General features: G+C 35.3%; 14 protein-coding genes and 1 tRNA gene. 2 read left to right on the top strand and 13 right to left on the bottom strand.

The features are described 5' to 3' along the window. Positions 1-4: 4 nt before the first annotated feature. Positions 5-1,381, bottom strand: coding sequence for a tRNA (N(6)-L-threonylcarbamoyladenosine(37)-C(2))-methylthiotransferase MtaB (gene mtaB / locus ACTTKP_RS00830; RefSeq protein ID WP_442552009.1), 1,377 nt, complete (start codon positions 1,379-1,381; stop codon positions 5-7). Between the two features lie 108 nt (positions 1,382-1,489). Between mtaB and ACTTKP_RS00825 the strand changes: the two genes are divergently transcribed. After that, the gene (locus ACTTKP_RS00825) at positions 1,490-1,723 is read left to right on the top strand and encodes an HPr family phosphocarrier protein (protein ID WP_442552008.1); all 234 of its coding nucleotides are present in this window, start codon (positions 1,490-1,492) and stop codon (positions 1,721-1,723) included. 52 nt (positions 1,724-1,775) lie between these two features. Here ACTTKP_RS00825 and thiI read toward each other — a convergent pair whose 3' ends face one another. The 4 genes from thiI to prmA are packed head-to-tail and all read right to left on the bottom strand — an operon-like array spanning position 1,776 to position 5,932. Next, positions 1,776-2,981: a tRNA uracil 4-sulfurtransferase ThiI gene (thiI, locus tag ACTTKP_RS00820; RefSeq protein WP_442552007.1), complete on the bottom strand. Its 1,206-nt coding sequence runs from the start codon at positions 2,979-2,981 to the stop codon at positions 1,776-1,778. A 2-nt stretch (positions 2,982-2,983) separates the two neighbouring features. Then, the gene (locus tag ACTTKP_RS00815; RefSeq protein ID WP_442552006.1) at positions 2,984-4,165 is read right to left on the bottom strand and encodes a cysteine desulfurase family protein; all 1,182 of its coding nucleotides are present in this window, start codon (positions 4,163-4,165) and stop codon (positions 2,984-2,986) included. Positions 4,166-4,173: 8 nt separating this feature from the next. Further along, complete coding sequence (locus tag ACTTKP_RS00810) at positions 4,174-4,914, bottom strand: 16S rRNA (uracil(1498)-N(3))-methyltransferase (protein WP_442552005.1); 741 nt, start codon at positions 4,912-4,914, stop codon at positions 4,174-4,176. 1 nt (position 4,915) lies between these two features. Continuing rightward, positions 4,916-5,932: a 50S ribosomal protein L11 methyltransferase gene (gene prmA / locus ACTTKP_RS00805; protein WP_442552004.1), complete on the bottom strand. Its 1,017-nt coding sequence runs from the start codon at positions 5,930-5,932 to the stop codon at positions 4,916-4,918. 189 nt (positions 5,933-6,121) lie between these two features. Between prmA and ACTTKP_RS00800 the strand changes: the two genes are divergently transcribed. Further along, a tRNA-Leu gene (locus tag ACTTKP_RS00800) sits at positions 6,122-6,204 on the top strand. 193 nt (positions 6,205-6,397) lie between these two features. Here the strand turns inward: ACTTKP_RS00800 and ACTTKP_RS00795 are convergent. From ACTTKP_RS00795 to trkA, 8 genes are all read right to left on the bottom strand, one after another. Next, positions 6,398-9,127, bottom strand: a complete 2,730-nt coding sequence (locus ACTTKP_RS00795; RefSeq protein WP_442552003.1) for an FtsW/RodA/SpoVE family cell cycle protein — start codon at positions 9,125-9,127, stop codon at positions 6,398-6,400. Next, positions 9,108-11,582, bottom strand: coding sequence for a peptidase U32 family protein (locus ACTTKP_RS00790; protein ID WP_442552002.1), 2,475 nt, complete (start codon positions 11,580-11,582; stop codon positions 9,108-9,110). The genes ACTTKP_RS00795 and ACTTKP_RS00790 overlap by 20 nt, the downstream gene beginning before the upstream one ends. Continuing rightward, positions 11,579-11,911, bottom strand: coding sequence for a cell division protein ZapA (locus ACTTKP_RS00785; protein ID WP_442552001.1), 333 nt, complete (start codon positions 11,909-11,911; stop codon positions 11,579-11,581). Before ACTTKP_RS00785 ends, ACTTKP_RS00790 begins: the two co-directional genes overlap by 4 nt. Before the next feature lie 18 nt (positions 11,912-11,929). Beyond that, positions 11,930-12,931, bottom strand: coding sequence for a Holliday junction branch migration DNA helicase RuvB (ruvB, locus tag ACTTKP_RS00780; RefSeq protein ID WP_442552000.1), 1,002 nt, complete (start codon positions 12,929-12,931; stop codon positions 11,930-11,932). Positions 12,932-12,944: 13 nt separating this feature from the next. Continuing rightward, positions 12,945-13,556 carry a Holliday junction branch migration protein RuvA gene (ruvA, locus tag ACTTKP_RS00775; protein WP_442551999.1) on the bottom strand — a complete coding sequence of 204 codons (612 nt, stop codon included), beginning with the start codon at positions 13,554-13,556 and terminating at the stop codon, positions 12,945-12,947. A gap of 128 nt (positions 13,557-13,684) precedes the next feature. Next, positions 13,685-16,906 carry an SNF2 helicase associated domain-containing protein gene (locus ACTTKP_RS00770; protein ID WP_442551998.1) on the bottom strand — a complete coding sequence of 1,074 codons (3,222 nt, stop codon included), beginning with the start codon at positions 16,904-16,906 and terminating at the stop codon, positions 13,685-13,687. A gap of 37 nt (positions 16,907-16,943) precedes the next feature. Further along, entirely contained in the window at positions 16,944-18,380 is a 1,437-nt protein-coding gene (locus ACTTKP_RS00765; protein WP_442551997.1) for a TrkH family potassium uptake protein, read from the bottom strand. Between the two features lie 5 nt (positions 18,381-18,385). Continuing rightward, entirely contained in the window at positions 18,386-19,744 is a 1,359-nt protein-coding gene (gene trkA, locus ACTTKP_RS00760; protein ID WP_442551996.1) for a Trk system potassium transporter TrkA, read from the bottom strand.

Raw genomic sequence — 19,744 nt, 5'->3', positions numbered from 1 at the left:
TTTTCTATAGTTCTCCAGCTATCATCATATTTTGAAGTGCCTTATCTGAGGCATCTGAAAGTACTAAGTTCTTAACTATAACAAAATCCTTATCTACATTTTCTTTAGTTGCGAGCAATATTTTTGGAACAGCAACTTCAATATATCTATCTGTATGTCCAAGTATATAATCTTCTCTACCTTTTATATTTTCCTCAAGCAAAATTCTTTCAGAATCACCATCAAAGCTTTCCATGTATTTTAAAGAAATTTCATTGCATATATTAATCAATATATCTTCTCTTTCTTTTTTTATTTCAGGATCAACCTGTTCAGGCATTTTAGCAGCATAAGTACCCTCTCTTTTTGAATAAGGAAATACATGAACTTTTAAGAAACCTACTTCTTTAACGAAGGCAGCAGTTTCTTCAAATTCCTTATCAGTTTCACCGGGAAAGCCTACTATAATATCAGTTGTAATGCCGGGTCTGTCATAGTATTTCTGAAGCAATTTTACTGACTGAAGATACTCTTCTGCAGTATAATGTCTGTTCATTCGCTTAAGAACGGTAGTAGAGCCACTTTGTAAAGAAAGATGAAAATGTGGACAGACTTTTTTTAGCTTAATCAGTCCTTCTAAAAATTCTTCTGTGATTAGCCTTGGTTCTACAGAGCCAAGACGGATTCTAAAATCTCCCTCTATGGCATTTAGTTTTTCTAAAAGTTCGAGCATTCTGCTTTTGCCATCTATATCTCTCCCATAAGAGCCTATGTGAATACCGGTCAGTACCATTTCCTTAAAACCGGCTTCGGCAAGCCTCTTTGTTTCTTCAACTATGCTCTCCATATCCCTGCTTCTTATTCTTCCCCTTACAAAAGGAATAATACAGTAGGTACAGAACTGATCACAGCCATCCTGAATTTTAATATTTGCACGGGTCTTATCTCCGGCAGCATTTACTTCACCGCTGTCATATACCCAGTCCTTATTTTCATCGCCTGATTTAATAACATTATGCTTAAAATCATGCTGTTTGTTGCTGCGAATATACTCTTCTACTAAACTTAAAACAGAAGCCTTCCCTCTTGTACCGACTAAGATATCTACAAGCTCATCATCCTCAAGCTTTGACTGAGGAGCTTGAACATAGCAGCCAACTGCAACAACAACAGCCTCAGGATTTAATTTTTTTGCCCTATGTAACATCTGCCTTGATTTTCTGTCTGCAATATTTGTAACAGTACAGGTGTTTACTATATAAATATCTGCAACTTCATTAAATTGTCTTATATCATAGCCTGCATTTCTAAACATTTCTTTAATTGACTCAGTTTCATAGGCATTTACCTTACATCCGAGGCTTAAAAATGCTGCTGACTTATAATTATAGTTGATTTTCACAGTTTTTATCATTCCTTTTTATATATTATGCATATTGACTTTTTGCTCTCTAAACCTTATCATTTAACTGTATACAGCAATAATTTTGAATAAGGAGGAGGATCAAAAATGAAGTCAGTTAAGATTTCTTTGAATTCTATCGACAAGGTAAAGGCATTTGTAAATGAGGTAACAAAGTTTGATTCAGACTTTGATCTTGTTTCTGGAAGATATGTAATTGATGCTAAGTCAATTATGGGTATCTTCAGTCTTGATCTTTCAAAACCAATTGACCTGAACATCCACAATGATGCACAGGCAGACAACATTGTTAATGCACTTAATCCTTTTATAGTAGAATAATAACTGCTAGTATGTATCGCCCACTTACCTATGGTAAGTGGGCTTCTTTGCTTTACTCAATCTCCATTGGCTCACAGTTAATTATTTCAATACTTTCTATTGTCTTTTTATATAACTCCTCTATTACATCATCAAGTTTATGCTCATCTTTTTCAATTTTGGAAAGAAGAGGTTTAGTCACAGGATGCTCAGCAACAAAAATAGTACAACAGTCTTCAAAAGGAAGGATTGATGTTTCAAAGGTGCCTATCCTCTTAGAAACATCTATAATATCCTGCTTATCAAAACAGATGACAGGACGGTATACCGGAAGTTCGCAGACTGCATTTGTTGTAAGAAGGCTTTGCATAGTCTGACTTGCAACCTGTCCTATGCTCTCTCCTGTTACAAGACCGAAACACTCATCTTTTTTAGCCAAATCTTCAGCTATTTTCATCATATATCTTCGCATTATTATAGTAAGCTCATCATGAGGGCATTTCTCATAAATGGCAAGCTGAATATCTGTAAAATTAACCACGTATAACTTTATATTTCCTGCATATCTGGCTGTAAGCCTTGCAAGGTCAACCACCTTTTGTTTTGCCCTTTCGCTGGTATAAGGAGGTGCATGAAAATAAACAGCCTCTACCTTAACTCCACGCCTTGCCATCATATAAGCAGCAACAGGACTGTCTATACCACCTGAAAGCAGGCACATAGCCTTACCTGCCGTACCTATAGGCATACCACCTTCTCCTTTAATTGTCTCAGAATAAATATATGCCTTGTCTCTAAGTTCGACTGTAATAAACTTATCAGGATTTTTAACATTTACTGTAAGTCTGTCACCATAATTATCAAGAATTAGTCCGCCTATATCTGCTGAAATCTCAGGAGAAGTCTTAGGCATCTTTTTATTACTGCGTTTTGCCATTACCTTAAATGTAAAACTTTCAGAAGGGTAACATTCTCCAATATAAGTTACTGCCTCGTCATAAACCTTATCAAGTTCTGTGGTATCGGCAATATAAACAGGGCAAATATGTAAGACACCCATCACTCTTTTAAGAGCATTTAATGCACCTTCATAGTCTATATCTCCCTTGCCTGCCTCTACAAAAACTCTGCCCGGCTGTTTATATACCTTATAGTTACCTTCTATTTTTTTTAATGCATTGGCTATTTGTCCTACAAGTGCATCTTCAAAAAGATAACGATTCTTCCCTTTTACTCCAATTTCAGCATATTTTATCAAAAAAGCTCTATATTCAAACATTATTATTTTCTCCTGTATTTTGAAAGTATTGGTACAAGTTCTTTAAGCATTTCTACTGCATAGTCAGTCATTTCAGTCTCAGTAAACATTCCGAAACTAAATCTGAGTGTTGAGTCTAATAAGTCATCCTGAAGACCTATGCCTTTAAGAGTTCCGCTATAGTCCGGGTGATGGGATGAGCAGGCTGAACCTGAAGATACATAGATTCCCTTTTCTTCCAAGGCGTGCAGTAATACTTCTGCCTTTATTCCCTTAAAACTTACGCTAACTATCTGTGGAGCTGTTTTTAAGATATTTGCTGACAAATCTCCTCTAGTATCAACTCCGTTTATGGTACAGTCAGAAAAATTTGTAAGTAAATCTCTTATAAATTTTTCTTTAATCGTGTATAGCTTACTAATCTTTTCTTTATGATTATCATACACAGCTTCAGCAGCAGTTCCTATGGCGGCTATCCCCGGTACATTAAGAGTGCCTGAACGGAGATTTTTTTGCTGTCCTCCTCCATGAATATAAGGGGTAATCCTTACACCCTCTCTCACATAAAGGAAACCTATTCCCTTTGGAGCATGGAATTTATGTCCGCTTACAGAAATAAAATCTGCATTCAATTTTCTGGTATTGATTTCAAACTTACCGTACCCTTGAATGGCATCTATATGGACTAGGATATTAGGATTTTTATCTTTGACAAGTTTTATTATATGTTCGGCATCAGCTACTGCACCAATCTCATTATTTACCAACATAAATGATAACATTATTGTTTCATTATCTATTGCCTTTATTAAATCTTCATCCCTTATATGACCTAACTTATCCACAGGCAGATAAGTTATCTGATAACCTTCTTTTGCAAGCACTTCCATAGATTGGTATACAGAAGCATGTTCAAAGCAAGTGGTAACAATCTTATTCCCATAGCGTTTTTTTGTGGCAGCTCCCATTAAAATTGCCTGATTATTAGATTCTGTACCGCAGGAAGTAAATATAATTTCATTCTTCTTGGCTTTTAAGGTTTTTGCAATTTTTTCTTTGGCATCTTCTACAAATCTTTCTGCCTCAAAACCTTTTATATGTTTGGATGAAGGATTTGCATAGGCATTCCTCATAGTTTCATTCATTATCTCAATTACACTGTCAAACGGCCTTGTGGTAGCCGCATTATCTAAATAGCATTCCATAATCTCTCCTATTCATCTATTTCAAAGGCTATCACGGAAACTAAGGCAAGCCCGGCAGTTTCAGTCCGAAGTATTCTGTTTCCAAGACTTATCGGCTTAACTCCGGTTTTTATTGCAAGCTCAAGCTCTTCATCAGCAATACCACCTTCAGGACCTATGAAGATACCGATACTTTTCTTCCCATTAACTTCTTTTATAAGTTCTCTCGCCCTATCCATTCCCTTTTCATTTTCATATGGTATTAGATTATATTCGAGGGATTCTGCCATTTTTACAGCCTCATTAAAGTTTACAAAATCAGAAATTTCGGGGATTATCGCTCTACCTGATTGTTTTGCGGCAGTCAGGGAAATAGTACGCCATCTTTCAAGTTTTTTCTGTTCTTTTTTGCGGTCTTCAAGCTTTACTATTGTTCTCTTCATAAGAACAGGAACAATCTTAGATACTCCAAGCTCTACAGCTTTTTGTATTATAAGTTCCATCTTATCTTTTTTGGGCAGTCCTTGAAAAAGTAATATCTTAGCCGGTAATTCTGATTTTTCTCCCTCACAATCAGTAATTTTACAAATAATTCTGTCAGATAAAAACGCTTTAATTTCAGCAGTGTATATGAGTCCGTTTCCGGAAGACAGTCTTACCTCATCTTTTTCCTTCATCCTCAGTACATTTTTGATATGATTTACATCATCCCCTGTAATATAGGCATTTTCTCCGTCTATACTACAACTGTCTATAAAAAAAATTGACATTTTATTTCCTCGCTACTAAACAAACCCAGTCATTATCACAGGTGTTTGATACAAGTTTCAGTCCTGCATCTTCTATGGCTTTAATTACAGTATCTGCAAGTTCTTTAACTATACCTGAGCAGATATAATATCCGCCCTCACTAAGTGCAGGTACTATAATAGGAGTAAGTGGTACTAATACCGGAGCAAGAATATTAGCCACAACTATATCGTACTGCTCTTTATAGAGTTGTTCGCAGAGTTCTTTATCTTCAAGGAGATTGCCTGTTTCAAGTCTTGCTTCTTCATCTGTAATCTCATTTTGTAGAAGGTTTTCTTTAGCAGATTTAACAGCAGTTTCATCTATGTCGATAGCATATGCCCATTTTGCACCAAGTTTTAGGGCGGCTATTGTAAGAATTGCACTTCCACAGCCAATATCAAGAATTTTTACATCTCTATTTACATATTTTTGAAGTTCTTCTACACAAAGTCTTGTAGTTTCATGAGTTCCTGTACCAAAGGCTACTCCCGGGTCTATTCTTATAACAATATCCTCTTCGTTTATATCCCGGGCTTCTTCCCAAGAAGGTGTTATAACTATGTTTTTGCCTATCCTGAAAGTATGGAAAAACTCCTTCCATTTATTTGCCCAGTCTACATCATCAGTTTCTGAAATATATATTGCCCCACTTCCAATATCAACAAAATTTGAAACATTTTCAAGTCCTTTTCTGATATTTTCAATCAGTTCATCGGAATAAAATGCTGCGACATCTTCAATTCCTGTTCCACTATTGTAGAATGCAGATGAATTTTCATCAGGTGCACCATCACTGATATAAAAAACAAGCTCTGCATTTCCGTCATCAGGCTCTATTTCAGGCAGAATATCAACATACATTTGCTTTTTTTCCGCTTCTGTAAGAGGTACTTTATCTATAACTTCTACTCCATATATGCCAAGTTCTCCAAGCATATCAATAATTAAATCTACGGCTTCCGTTCGTGTTTCAAGGGTATATTTAAGCCATTTCATATATTTTCCTCCCATTTATAAACTCATTAATTTTATCATATTTCTGTATTTATTGCAAAAAGTATTATTAATAACTTAGATTCTTCTCTTGCTTGCACTTGTATAATATTTTCAGGTATGATTCATGCTATTATATTTATTTTACCTCTTGCATATTGTAGTAAATTATGCTAAAATATTTATTGTTTTGCAGGAGTGGCGGAATGGTAGACGCATCAGACTCAAAATCTGACGATAGCAATATCATGTGGGTTCAAGTCCCATCTCCTGTATTTTTTATTTTAAATTCAAATTATTCACGAAGCAACTTCGGAAACACATAATCAAGCCGAAGGCTTGGAATTATGTGTTTTAGAAGGTGCTTGGTAATAACCCCCATAGTCACAGACCGACATTGCCCATATCAATATAACATATAATCAAAGAGGTCTGTGACCTATGGCGTGAATAATTTGAATTTACAAATTACTTCCAGCCTGCAAATACTTTGCTTGCAACATCAGTTCCCGAATAGCTTCCTCTACCCTCCCCTTCAACAACAACACTTATAGCAATTTTCTTTCCTTTTTTATCACCAAACCCCATAAACCATGAGTGGTCTCCCTTAGTTCCATCTTCTTTCTGATATTCTGCAGTACCTGTCTTTCCATAAATATCATATCCTATCCAAGAAAGTTTTTGGGCAGTGCCATAAGTTACAACAGCCCTCATAAAACCCTGAAGGGTTTCTGCCTTTTTCTTAGAACAAAGTCTGGCGAATTTTTCAGGTTTATAGCTATTTACAATTCTTTTACCATCATATGTAACTATTTTCTCTACCGTATAAGGTTTCATAAGCATACCGTTATTTGCTATGGCCGATGCTATTAAGGCATTATGAAAAGGAGTAATCTGAGTTTTTCCCTGCCCTATTGAAGTATGTAAAATCTCTTCAGTACCGGATGATGAATTAAGCACAAAACTGCTTTTTGAAGTTGTAAGTTCAAAAGGTAGTTCTTTATTGTATAAAAACTTTTCTGTGAGCTTTGTAAACTTATTTTTATTTAATTTAAGTCCAATACTTGCAAAAGCACCGTTACAAGATTTTGCAAAAGCAGTTTTTAAATCTTCCTTTCCATGCCTTGTGCGGTCGAAGCAGACTATGCTTTCCTTGCCTGATGAAAAAATCCCATTACAGTCAAACTTAAATTTGTCATAGTCCTTATGTTCATTCATATATTCAAGGGCTGTAAGTACCTTAAATGTAGAGCCCGGAGGATATAAACCATTTGTAGCCCTATTTACCAGCTTCGCATCTTTTTGCGGCAGACTCGACAATGTTTCCCAATCTGCTATTACAGTATTCGGGTCATAATCAGGTTTTGATACCATAGCCAAAACTCTTCCTGTTGAAGGTTCAAGGATTACCCCCGCTCCATGGTAGCCGTTAAGTGCAGCATTAAGAGATTTTTGCAATTTACTGTCTATCGTAGTAACTACACTGTCACCCTTGTTCTTATCCTGATTAATCCTCTCAAAAACTCTGGTAAAGACATTGTCATTGGATGAAAGAAGCTCATAATTCATAATTGCTTCTATTCCCGTCTTGCCTGAAGCATTTCTTCCGACAATATGACTATACATATCACCATATGGATATACTCTTACACTCTTTTTGCCTTCTTCTCTAGTATATGCAAGTACATCTCCATCTGATGAAAGAATTTTCCCTCTTGATACATATGCTGCATAAATATCAGTTCTTTTATTATAAGAGTTGTTCATTATCCCGGGTGCGGTAAGAAACTGAAAATAAGTAAGATAAGCTGACATAGATACAAAAAGTATAAGTATGATGTAAACAAGCCCAACAGGCTTTTTTACAAGTTTCACCTTAATTCCGGCAGCATTATCTTCTCTTTTGGCACCGGTAATATAAAGACCCTGAATTACACCAAAGATAATGATGGTACTAATAACAGAACTTCCTCCTTGGCTCACAAGCGGAAGGGTCACACCTGTTGAAGGAATAAATTTGACAGTTCCTCCTATGGATAAAAATATCTGAAATGAATACATAGCTGCACAGCCTATCGACACAAGCTGATGAAATTGGTTCTTTGTTCGCCAGGCAAGTAAAATAAAGGCTATAATTGTACAAAGATAAATTAAAATCAGGCAGAATCCAAAAAGCAGTCCAAGTTCTTCACAAAGCCCTGAAAAAATAAAATCACTTTCAACTACAGGTGTATTTGAAGGCAGACCATTACTAAGTCCAAAGCCGAACCATCCGCCGCTGCCTATGCCGAACAAAGACTGGGTAACCTGATACCCCTTATCATCTATATATTTCCAAGGATCAACAAACGCCTGAACTCTAACTCTTACATGTGAAAATAAATAGTAGCCTGCAACTGCTGAAATTACTCCTCCACCGGTAAATAATCCCAGAAGTTTCATACTTCCGGTTGCAAAATATGTCATTACTGTAAAAGTAGTAAAAAAGAGCATAGCACCGCCAAGATCCTTACTAAGTACAAGTAAAAGCACCATCATAGCTGTGAGTGCCGTTGTTATTATAATCTGCTTAAGGCTCTTACTTACATAGAGCAGTGAAGCTATCATAAAAATTAATAATATTTTTACAAATTCAGACGGCTGTATGCTCATTCCTAAAACATTTATCCAGTTTTTAGCACCATACTGTACCTTTGCCCGTAAAAATACATAGCCCAAAGAGCCTATACCGGCTATTGCGTACAAATATCCCATACTTCTAAGCATGGACATTTTTTTGATTAAAAATGGCAGAATAAGACAGGCAGCTAATGCAGCTGCCACAAATATGGTCTGCTTTACTCCCCATATAAATTTCAACCTGGTCAAGAATATAAAGCCTATTGTTATAAGAAACTGCATATGTGAAAACAGGCTTTTAAATAAATTTTTATAAAAAATTCTATATAAAAACGTTGAGCTTATAAGCAAAACTATCTGAGCAAAATAAAGAATGGCAACCTTCATTTCAGGCATTTTTAAAAATATACATAAAAATCCTGCAAAATGAAGCATTAAAGTTAATATCGGCTGAAAAAAATATATTTCACCGCTATTGTATTTATCATTATTTATAAAACCTATAAATCCCAAATAGGCATAAATTGCTGTAATGATAATAATTATATACTTAGATATTTCACTTACTAAAATTTGCAAGTTTTATTACCTCTCTTACTTCTGATTCTGTTTCCAGCAAAAAATCAAACCTTAGAAAATCAGGAGACAGCTCCTTAATCTCATCCATCTTATTAAAGAGGTTGATAGGAATATCCTGATAAACATAATTTGTGCAGCTGTCACAGTTTTTTACAACAGGAAATTTTCCCTGTTCTCCACCTGCCTTATTCTTTTTGTTTTCAATATAAAGAATATCAGGAAGAGGCTTTTGACCTTTTTTTAATTTTTTAATGCAAGCCCCCTTATTTTTCCATTGGCACTGTGTCATAACCATTAATTCTTCCCTACCATACACTACAAGCGAGAGTTTGGAAGCTGTAGTGATATTGCTGCGGACAAGTTTTGCCTCCCTCAAACTCTGTTCAAGACTTACGGTATAATGATGAACATCAAAGCCCGCAAGGCTTTCTACTGCCTTAGAATTAAAGGTATATAAATTAGTATCTGCTACCATATCAAGTGGTACATCCGCAATTTCAATCATATCTTTTACAAACGATATTTCTTCTAAATTTCTGACCATAAAACCATTTATTCTAAGCAGCACATCCAAACCATCAACTGTATCAAAATACTTTACATATTTTTTGTGGGTGCTTCTTCTAAATATTTCAGGAAGCCTTAGATATGCCTTTCTGCCATCATCTTCCACCAGGTCAAGTCCGGTTATAAGATTATTCAGCCCAAAATGCTCAAGGTTTATGAATATTTCAAACTCTTCTTTATTATTTTTAGTAAATTTTAACAATGCTTTAAGTTGTTCCATAGTTGATACAACTATTTCATATCTCGGATTAAAATCTGGGACCGGAAAAAGCTTGTTCGTATTATTAGAAACAGCAGGAGGAATTTTCTCATTTTTTTCAGCTAAGGCCTTATATAGTGCATCACAGGCATTTCGTCTTAGCTCATTAAGTGCAGATATTGGGAAAAAGACTTCGCCAATCAAAGTAATTTCTACATCATTTTTATCTATAACAAACTCGGTATCCCCAAGTTTCATCAATGCTTCCACTACTCTTCCTGCTTCAATCGGTCTTTTTTCCGCCCTCATGCAGACTGCTCCATTTACAGTAATACTGCTGTTTTCTGTATAAAGAGTGAGCATAAGTTCGTTGTCAGGCTCTGCATAAAAACTTGCCTTAATCCTCTTTTTAATTGGCTCTTTAATAATATTTGTATTTATATTCTCAAGCAGTGTTTCGTTTTTTGTCCTATATACTGACAATCCGACCCTCATTTGAAGTCCCTTAGTAAAATTAGCTTCAAAACTCTCTCCGGCTCTTTTACCATCCTTTAGTGTAAATTCATAAACCGGTTCTGTAGGCTTATCATCTGCTCTTATTTCAACTACATCATGAGCATTAATATCTTTTGTTAAATTAATAACAATTACATTTTTTTTGCCGTTTGTTATAACATTTTTAACACTACCTACAAGTACCCCATTATGGTTAGGTCTTGTATTTGACATCATTTCTTCGCCGTTATAATGGACAAGATATCCTTTTGTAAAACTTCCCCTGTTATATATATCGGAAAGTTTTTCGACATCTGCATTTCGCTCTCTTGTGCTTTGGTCTAAATTAAAATATTCTTTACCGTACTCTAGATAAATATCTGTCCATTTTCTATATAAATATGCAGTAAGAGCAGCATATTCAGGGCGTTTCATTCTTCCTTCTATCTTAAAAGAATCAATGCCCGCCTCTACCATATCAGGTATCAGGTCTAAGGTACATATATCCTTAGGACTTAGTAAATATGGCTTTGTTTCAAGTTTTTCAGTCGGCCTTATTCCTCCGGATTGATTCCCGGCATAAAGGTTATAGCTCATGCGGCAAGGACCTGCACAGCTGCCTCTATTTCCGCTTCTTCCACCGTTCATAGCTGACATAAGACACTGTCCTGAATAACAAACACAGAGTGCTCCATGAACAAAACACTCTATCTCAACCTTTTCTTTCTTAAATGCGGCAACCTCAACTAATGAAAGTTCCCTTGAAAGTACTATTCGCTTTACATCATACTGCTTAAGAAGTCTGACTGCTCCTGTGTCACAGACTGTCATCTGTGTGCTTGCATGCAATACAAGATCCGGAAAATTTTCATGAAGAAACTTTAATACACCAAAATCCTGTACAAGCACAGCATCTATACCTGCCTTGTAGTAAGGCAAAACATAGTTATAAAGCCCCTTCATCTCATCTTCTTTGATAAGGGTATTTATTGTCATATATAATTTTTTATCATGCACATGTGCATAGTAGATTGCATCTACAAGTTCTTTTTCTTCAGGATTATCTGCATAGGCTCTGGCACCAAAGTTTTTACCACCTATGTAACAGGCATCTGCTCCTCCTGAAAAAGCTGCCTTCATCCTATCTACAGAGCCGGCAGGGGCTAATATTTCTATCTCTCTTTTCTTATTCATCTGCTGTTATGTTTTTTTCCTCGTTCATCCTCTTTTTTAGAAATTAATTCATGCTTTAACTCAAATAATTCTTTATCTTTTTTTTCAAGTTCTTTTTCTAAATCTTCATTTCTTTCAACCATCTTATAATATTCATCTACAATATTAATCTGCATTGTAAGGTTTTTCTGATTGTCATCTAAATGCCTGTATCCCGCTTCTTTAGAAAGTTCAGCATATTTAGAATTTAAAAACAGTGCTATTTTTTGTAAATACTCTTCACTTTCATATCCGCTTAAAGTATATGGCTTATCGTTTATAATCACTTTAATATTGTTTTTCTCGTTCATATTTTCCCCCAAAATAGTTTATCTTAGACCCAAATGACTGTATGCAAGCTCTGTAACTACTCTTCCTCTGGGAGTCCTTGCAATAAAGCCGGATTGGATTAAATATGGTTCATATACATCTTCAATAGTAGCTGTATCTTCTCCTATTGAAACAGCAATCGTTTCAAGCCCTACAGGACCGCCATTAAATTTCTCTATCATTGCGGTAAGAATCTGGCGGTCAATATGGTCAAGACCATATCCATCTATATTTAAAAGTGTAAGTACCTCTGTACCGACTTCCTTTGTTACCCTACCATCATACTTAACCTCAGCAAAATCTCTGACTCTTTTTAACATCCTGTTCGCAAGCCTTGGAGTTCCCCTTGAACGCTTAGCCATTTCAAGTGCTGCATCTTTTTCTATTTTAACTCCAATTACCTTGGCTGACCTCATAATTATAGTCTCAAGCTCTGATAAGGTATAGTATTCAAGCCTGTTAACTACTCCAAACCTGTCTCGAAGAGGTGCTGAAAGCATCCCGGCTCTTGTAGTTGCCCCTATTAGAGTAAACTTTGGAAGTTCCAGTCTTATACTCTTTGAAGTTGCACCTTTTCCAATTACTACATCAATAGCAAAATCTTCCATAGCGGGATAAAGCACCTCTTCAACCTGCCTGTTAAGCCTGTGGATTTCATCAACAAAGAGTACATCACCCTCTTTTAGGTTATTTAGGATGGCAGCTACATCTCCGGGTTTTTCTATAGCAGGACCTGAGGTTATTTTAATATGTACTCCCATTTCATTAGCTATAATGCCTGCAAGAGTAGTTTTACCAAGACCGGGTGGTCCATATAAAAGAACATGGTCAAGGGGTTCTTTTCTCCCTTTTGCAGCTTCTATATACACCTTCATCATTTCCTTAGCCTTTTTCTGACCAATATAGTCAGCTAAAAGTTTCGGTCTGAGAGTGTCATCATTTCTAATATCTTCCTCAGAAGCTACAGTTGATATTATTCGTCTTTTTACACCATTTTCCATTTAATCCAACCTTTTACATCAAATTTTTGAGAGCAAGTTTAACCAGTTCTTCAGCTGTAATTTCTGTAGTAACTTCTACCAGACTGATAGCCTTCATCGCTTCTGTCCGGCTATATCCGAGTGCAACAAGCACCTCTGATGCTTCTCCTTTTATTTCATGGTTTATGTCTGTATTCACAAGGTCATCCTGACTTTCAAAGATGACAGTACTTGTCTTATTTATAATTCCTACCTTGTCCTTAAGTTCCAGTACAAGCTTCTTTGCCGTCTTTGCACCTATACCTTGAGCCTTTTCTATTGTTTTAGTATCCTCAGAAAGTATTGCAAAAGTAAGAATATCAGCAGGCATTGAGGAAAGAATTGCTATACCTGCCTTTGGTCCGATTCCGTTTACTGTAATTAATAATTTAAAGAACTCTAAATCTTCTTTCTCAAGAAATCCATAAAGTTGCATAATATCTTCTCTCACATGAAGATATGTGTATAACCTTATATTATCCTCTAGTTTAGGAAGACGATTAAAAACTGTAGCAGGAACTATTGCTTCCACCCCAAAACCGTTTACATCAATAATTACACTTTCAGCCGTTACAGCTTCCAGTTTTCCTTTCACCGAGGCTATCATACCTTATCTCCTAACTAAAATTAATCTCATCACATAAGTATTTCTATGATACAACAAATGGAACTTTATGTCAAAGTTTAGGTGTGAAAAATAGCGACTAAGAATCTCTCTTAATCGCTTTAATCAAATCAAGAATTAAACAAATCCTCAACCTCTTCCTTAGTAAGCTTATTTATAAATACCTCTCCTGCCTTGATTACTGAGTCAGCCAAATTTTTCTTCTTCTCCTGAAGCTTATAAATTTTTTCTTCTATAGTACCCTTGGTTATGAGCTTAACTACATTAACACTGTTTTTCTGTCCTATCCTGTAAACTCTGTCCGTAGCCTGATCTTCTACTGCCGGATTCCACCAGGGATCATAATGAATAACCATATCTGCCCCCACAAGATTAAGCCCTGTACCGCCGGCTTTAAGTGAAATAAGATATACATCACGGCTTCCACTGTTGAAAGCCTTAACATCCTCACTTCGCTGAGAAATAGGTGTAGAGCCATCTAAGTAATAATAGCTGATTTTAAGCTTTTTAAACTCCTCTTCTATCAGATTAAGCATAGATGTAAACTGTGAAAATACAAGAATCCTATGTCCTCCTTCAATAGCATTTTGTACCAACTGTAGCAGTAATACCAGTTTTCCTGAATTTCCGTTATAGTTTGATATGAAGGTAGATGGATGGCAGCAGATTTGCCTAAGCCTTGTCAAAGAAGCAAGTATCATCATTCTACTCTTTTCAAAACCATTTTTGTCAATTTCACTATTTATCTTCTTTTTCATATCGTCAAGGTATGACATATAAACTTCCTTCTGTTCCTCTGTCATATCTGAAACCATCTTTCTTTCTGTCTTTTCAGGAAGTTCCTCAAGCACATCTCTCTTCATTCTTCTAAGGATAAACGGTTTTATATGAAAATTAAGCTGTTTAAGTGCTTCCTCACTTTCAAACCTTACTACCGGCTTTTCATAAAGATTCACAAATTTGGAATGTGAATACAGATAACCGGGCATAAGGAAGTCAAATATTGACCAAAGTTCAGACAGATTATTTTCTATCGGAGTTCCTGTAAGTGCGAATCTATGGCTTGCATTAAGCATTTTTACTGCCTTCGCATTACGGCTGTTAGGATTCTTGATAAACTGTGCCTCATCCAAAAAGGCTGTATGAAAATTAATCTCCTTCAAGATATCAATATCTCTTCTAAGAATCGGATAAGAAACCAGCACAACCTGATGATTAGTATACTTTGCTATCAACTCTTTTCTTTCATTTGGATTACCTAAAATCATAAGAGTGCTGAGTTCCGGGCAAAAATTCTCAATTTCATCCTGCCAGTTAAAAAGCAGTGACGATGGGCAGACTACTATAAATACAGCATCTTTATTCTTTTTCCAAACTGATGCAATATAGGTAATAGCCTGTAAAGTCTTGCCAAGTCCCATATCATCCGCAAGAATACCGCCAAGATAGTACTTTGAAAGAGAAGTAAGCCATTCAAAACCAACTTCCTGATAAGGACGAAGTTTCACTTTAATTTCCGCAGGAACTTCTATTTTAACATTTTCCGGATGGTTAATTTCTTCTATCAAAGCTGTAAAAGATTGATCCGCTTCTATCTCGTACAAACCTTCGTCAGATGCTTGACTTAAGTAAAATGCATAGTCAAGCGAGGTGTATATCTTACCATCTGTAATACTGCCTTTACTATTTCCGATTTTATCAATAAGTGCACTTAATTTATCCAGCTCTCCGCTGCCGGTAAGGTCTATAAAACTGCCGTTTCTTAGCCTGAAAAACTTCTTTTTTAACTTAAGACTGTTAAAAAGGTCTGTAAGTTCATCACTTGAAAGTCCATCAAAATCAAAGTCAACTTCAAGCATATTGTTTTCACTTTGTACACGAACAGAGGTTTTTGCTATTTTGGGCTGATTTACTTTAATTTTTTTAAATTCTTCTGAGTAGAACAATTCATATTTTCCAGATAAATATTCTAAACTATTTTTTAAAAAATCATAAATCTCTGATTCATTATTTAAATAAAAATACTGTTCCTCTCTGATAAAACCTAAGCTTTCAATATCTTCAAAACATTCTGCTTCACGGCTTGGTTTTCGTACAATTACTGCCTTTACATCAGGCATTTTAAGGAACGGATTAAATTTATACTCTCCATAAGCAGTAATTACTTCAAGTTTAATACTCCCCCTGTATATATCCATATAAAGTTCAAATTTTACATTTTCTGTTATATAATTATCCCTGAGTGCCTTGGGAATTGTAAGTGAAAAAGTTTCGTGGATGCGAGGTAGCACAACATTTAGAAAGTGGTCTTTTTCCTTACCTTCAAAAACCAATGCATCCTCTTCTCCATCATTAGGTGTATGGTAAAATGGCAGGAAGTTTCTTGTAAATATCCTGTCCGGATGATAAACCTTATTATCATAATAAAACAGCTTTCCTTTTTCGTCTAACGGGATAATTCTTTCATCATCCCAAGATAAAATAATCGAATCATCTTCATCTGACAGATTAAGATAAAAATTTAAATCAGGTTTTCCTACAATGAATTGTACATTTTCAAAAGTTTCATCCGCAAAGCTAAAACTAAAAGGAAACTTTATTATTTTTAACAGTCTAAGCAGCATATGCCTGTCTAAGAAAATATTTGATTTTACAAACATACTTGAAGAACTTCCTTTGCTGACAATTTCTTGTATGTCAAAAATTTCACAAAGAAAATCAAGTACTGCCTCTGATTCATAGTCAAAGCGATTTTCACCCGGAAAATATGAAAAATCTTTTCCTAGAGAAATTGGCTGATTATGTATGTAATCAGACAAAAATTTCCTTATATTTTGTACTTTATACATTTTTATACTGCCTGCCATTATATTTACAGATGCATTTACAGAATTATCGGCTCTAAACATAGACGGAAGCATTATGCTTACTTTTATATGAAAAATATCTCCAAGACCTGCCATGTAGTCCATATTATCAAAGTAGTCTAAAACCCTTGCTACACGCCTTTTATCACCGGATTCTATTTTCTGCTGTTTCCGTTTATCTGAATAATCATTTATAAAAAGCATTACTGCCACAGCATGTTTACAAGCTCCGGGGTGTTTTCTGCTCGAAGGACAATTGCATTGATACTCAATTATATCCTTATTATTTAAATCAATATCAACTGTATATTCACTCTTACCTTGAACAGTAGCTCTGTAATGCTCTCTACTTTTAGATTTAGATATTGTCTTTATTGCTTTTGCAGAGTAATATCTTATACCTCTATTATAAGCAATGTCATTTGCAGCCAGATTTTTAATAATCGTCCTATTTAATTCAGCCATAATACCTCTTTAAATATTAAATGATGTTAAACCCTAATTATTTTCTACTCCAGGTAGCTTTCGAGAACAATAAAAGCATTGGGAATATCTCCAATCTTCCGGCTAACATATCAAAAATAAATACTAATTTTGACAGATTGGAAAATTCGGAAAAATTTCCTGTCGGCCCTACTTTATTAAGTCCGGGTCCAATATTATTAAAGGTAGCAACAACAGCAGTAAAACTTGATTCAAAATCTATGTTGTCTAGAGATATTATTAATAAAGAAAATGCCATTATTAAAATATAAGAAACTAAGTAGACATTTGCATTTCTAATAACCGAATGTTCTACTGTTTTGCAATCCATTTTCAATATCTTTATACTTTTTTGATGAATCATACCTACAATTTCTTTTTTTACAGTTTTAGCATAAATAAGTATTCTTGAAACCTTCATTCCTCCTCCTGTACTTCCTGCACAGGCTCCGACAAACATAATCATAAGGAGGACAGTCTTTGCAAACATCGGCCATAGATTAAAATCTGCCGTGGCATAACCTGTTGTAGTTATTACTGAGGCTACTGAAAAAAAAGCATAGTGAATGCTTAAATAAATATTGTCCCATTCTCCCAAATTTATTACAATCAATGCTACTGCTGTAAATACTATAATCAGATACCATTTCACCTCTTCAATCTTGATAACTTCTTTAATTTTCTTCTTAATCATTAAAAAGTAAACATTGAAGTTTATTCCAAAAAGTAACATAAATACTGTAATTACAGCCTGTTGCAGTATAGTATAGCCTCCGCAGCTGTCATTATGTATACCGAACCCACCGGTACCTGCAGTTCCAAAAGTTATACATACGGCATCAAATGGGTTCATACCTGTACAAAGTAAAATAATAAACTGCACAACTGTCATTCCAAGATAAATCTTATAAAGGTAAGAAGCTGTTTTCTTTACATTTGGAACCAGCTTACCTACTGAAGGCCCCGGGCTTTCCGCTCTCATAAGGTGCATATCTACACCACCAAATAGAGGTAAGATTGCCAGTATGAAAACAAGGACTCCCATTCCCCCTATCCAATGTGAAAAACTTCTCCAAATAAGTACACAATGAGGAACCGGCGTTAAGTCGGTAATAACACTTGACCCTGTAGTTGTAAATCCTGAAACAATTTCAAACAGTGCATCAATATAATTGGGAAGCACACCTGTAAGTACAAAAGGAATAGCTCCAACAAGACTTATTACTATCCAGGTAAGGGAGCAGATTACAAAACCCTCTCTTGCATAGAACCTCTTATTTGTAGGTTTTTTAAGTGTTACAAGTCCTCCTATTATAAAGGATAAAACAGAGCAGGCAAGAAAAGCATAACCTTCTTTTTCGCCATAAATAAGTGCCGTAACAGCAGGCAGGAGCAGGAATGCTCCTTCAAAATTAAGTACCCAGCCCATAATATAGGCTATAATTAAGTAATTCATAATTCTTACTCAGCAATTATATCGTCTATACTGCCAAGACCTGCATTGGTAGTAATTACAATAACGCTGTCTCCTTTTTGAATAATATCTTTACCTGATGGTGTAATAATCTGATTATTTCTATAAATTGCAGCTACAATAACATTAGGCTTTATATTTAATTTTTCTAAAGTCTTTTTTGTTATTTTGGAATCAGACTTTATCAAAAACTCTAAAGCTTCTGCCTCATTTCCAAACATTTTATATAAAGTTTCAACATTGCTTCCTTTTGAGTTTTGCATAGAACGGACATATTTTAGTATGTACTGTGAAGTTATCTGCTTAGGAGCTATTACAGAACCTATAGGGAGTTCCCTTATAACTTCTTCAAATTCTATTTTATTTATTTTAGTAATTGATTTTGCCTTAGAAATATGGTGAGTATACATTGAAAGGAGGATGTTCTCCTCATCAATACTGGTTAAGGTTACAACTGCATCAGCATTTTCTATCCCTTCCTCTAACAGAATTCTCTTATCTGTAGCATCAGCATGTATTACGATAGCCTCAGGAATAAGTTCTGAAAGTTCAGCACAGCGTGCCTCATCGGCTTCTATTATTTTTACATCTATCTTAGCTTTTACAAGCTCTAAACATAGGTAGTAAGCTACCGTACCTCCCCCGCAAACCATCACATTCTTAATCGGTCTTGTATTCACTCCAACTTTGTTAAAGAAATCATAAGAATCTTTAAACTTAAGTATACAGGAAAAAGTATCTCCTTTTCTAAGAACAAAAGATCCGTTAGGTATTTCAACCTTCCCATCTCTTCTTACCATGCATATAAGCACATTACCGGAGATCGTTTTTGAAAATTCTATGAGACTCATTCCATCCAGTATAGAATCTTCTCCTATTGTAAGTGAAATAAGGTTAACCCTGCCTTTATAAAAAGTATCCACCTCTATAGCTGATGGGAAATGAATTAGTCTTGCTATTTCAAAAGCGGCTATTCTCTCAGGATTAATAGCCATTGAAAGTCCAAGCTCTTCTTTTATATAGTTAATTTCTTCATAATACTGAGGATTTCTCACCCTTGCTATAGTCTGGCAGTTACCTGCTTTCTTTGCCATAAGACAACAGAGCAGGTTAATCTCATCCTTATCTGTAACAGCTATCAGCAAATCAGCATCCTGTACATCTGCTTCAAGAAGCATCTTATAACTTGTACCATCTCCATATACAGCCTGCACATCTAAAATATTTACTGCATTTTGAAGTGCTGTATTGTCCCTGTCAATTATACAAATGTCATTTTTTTCATTACTTAACTCTCTCGCAAGAGCATATCCCACCTTGCCACAGCCAACTATTATTATATTCAT

The sequence above is a fragment of the Catonella sp. genome (assembly GCF_052169795.1).
Lineage (GTDB): Bacteria > Bacillota > Clostridia > Lachnospirales > Lachnospiraceae > Catonella.
Note: the sequence above shows the minus strand (reverse complement) of the source record. Positions and strands in the feature narration are given on the sequence as shown.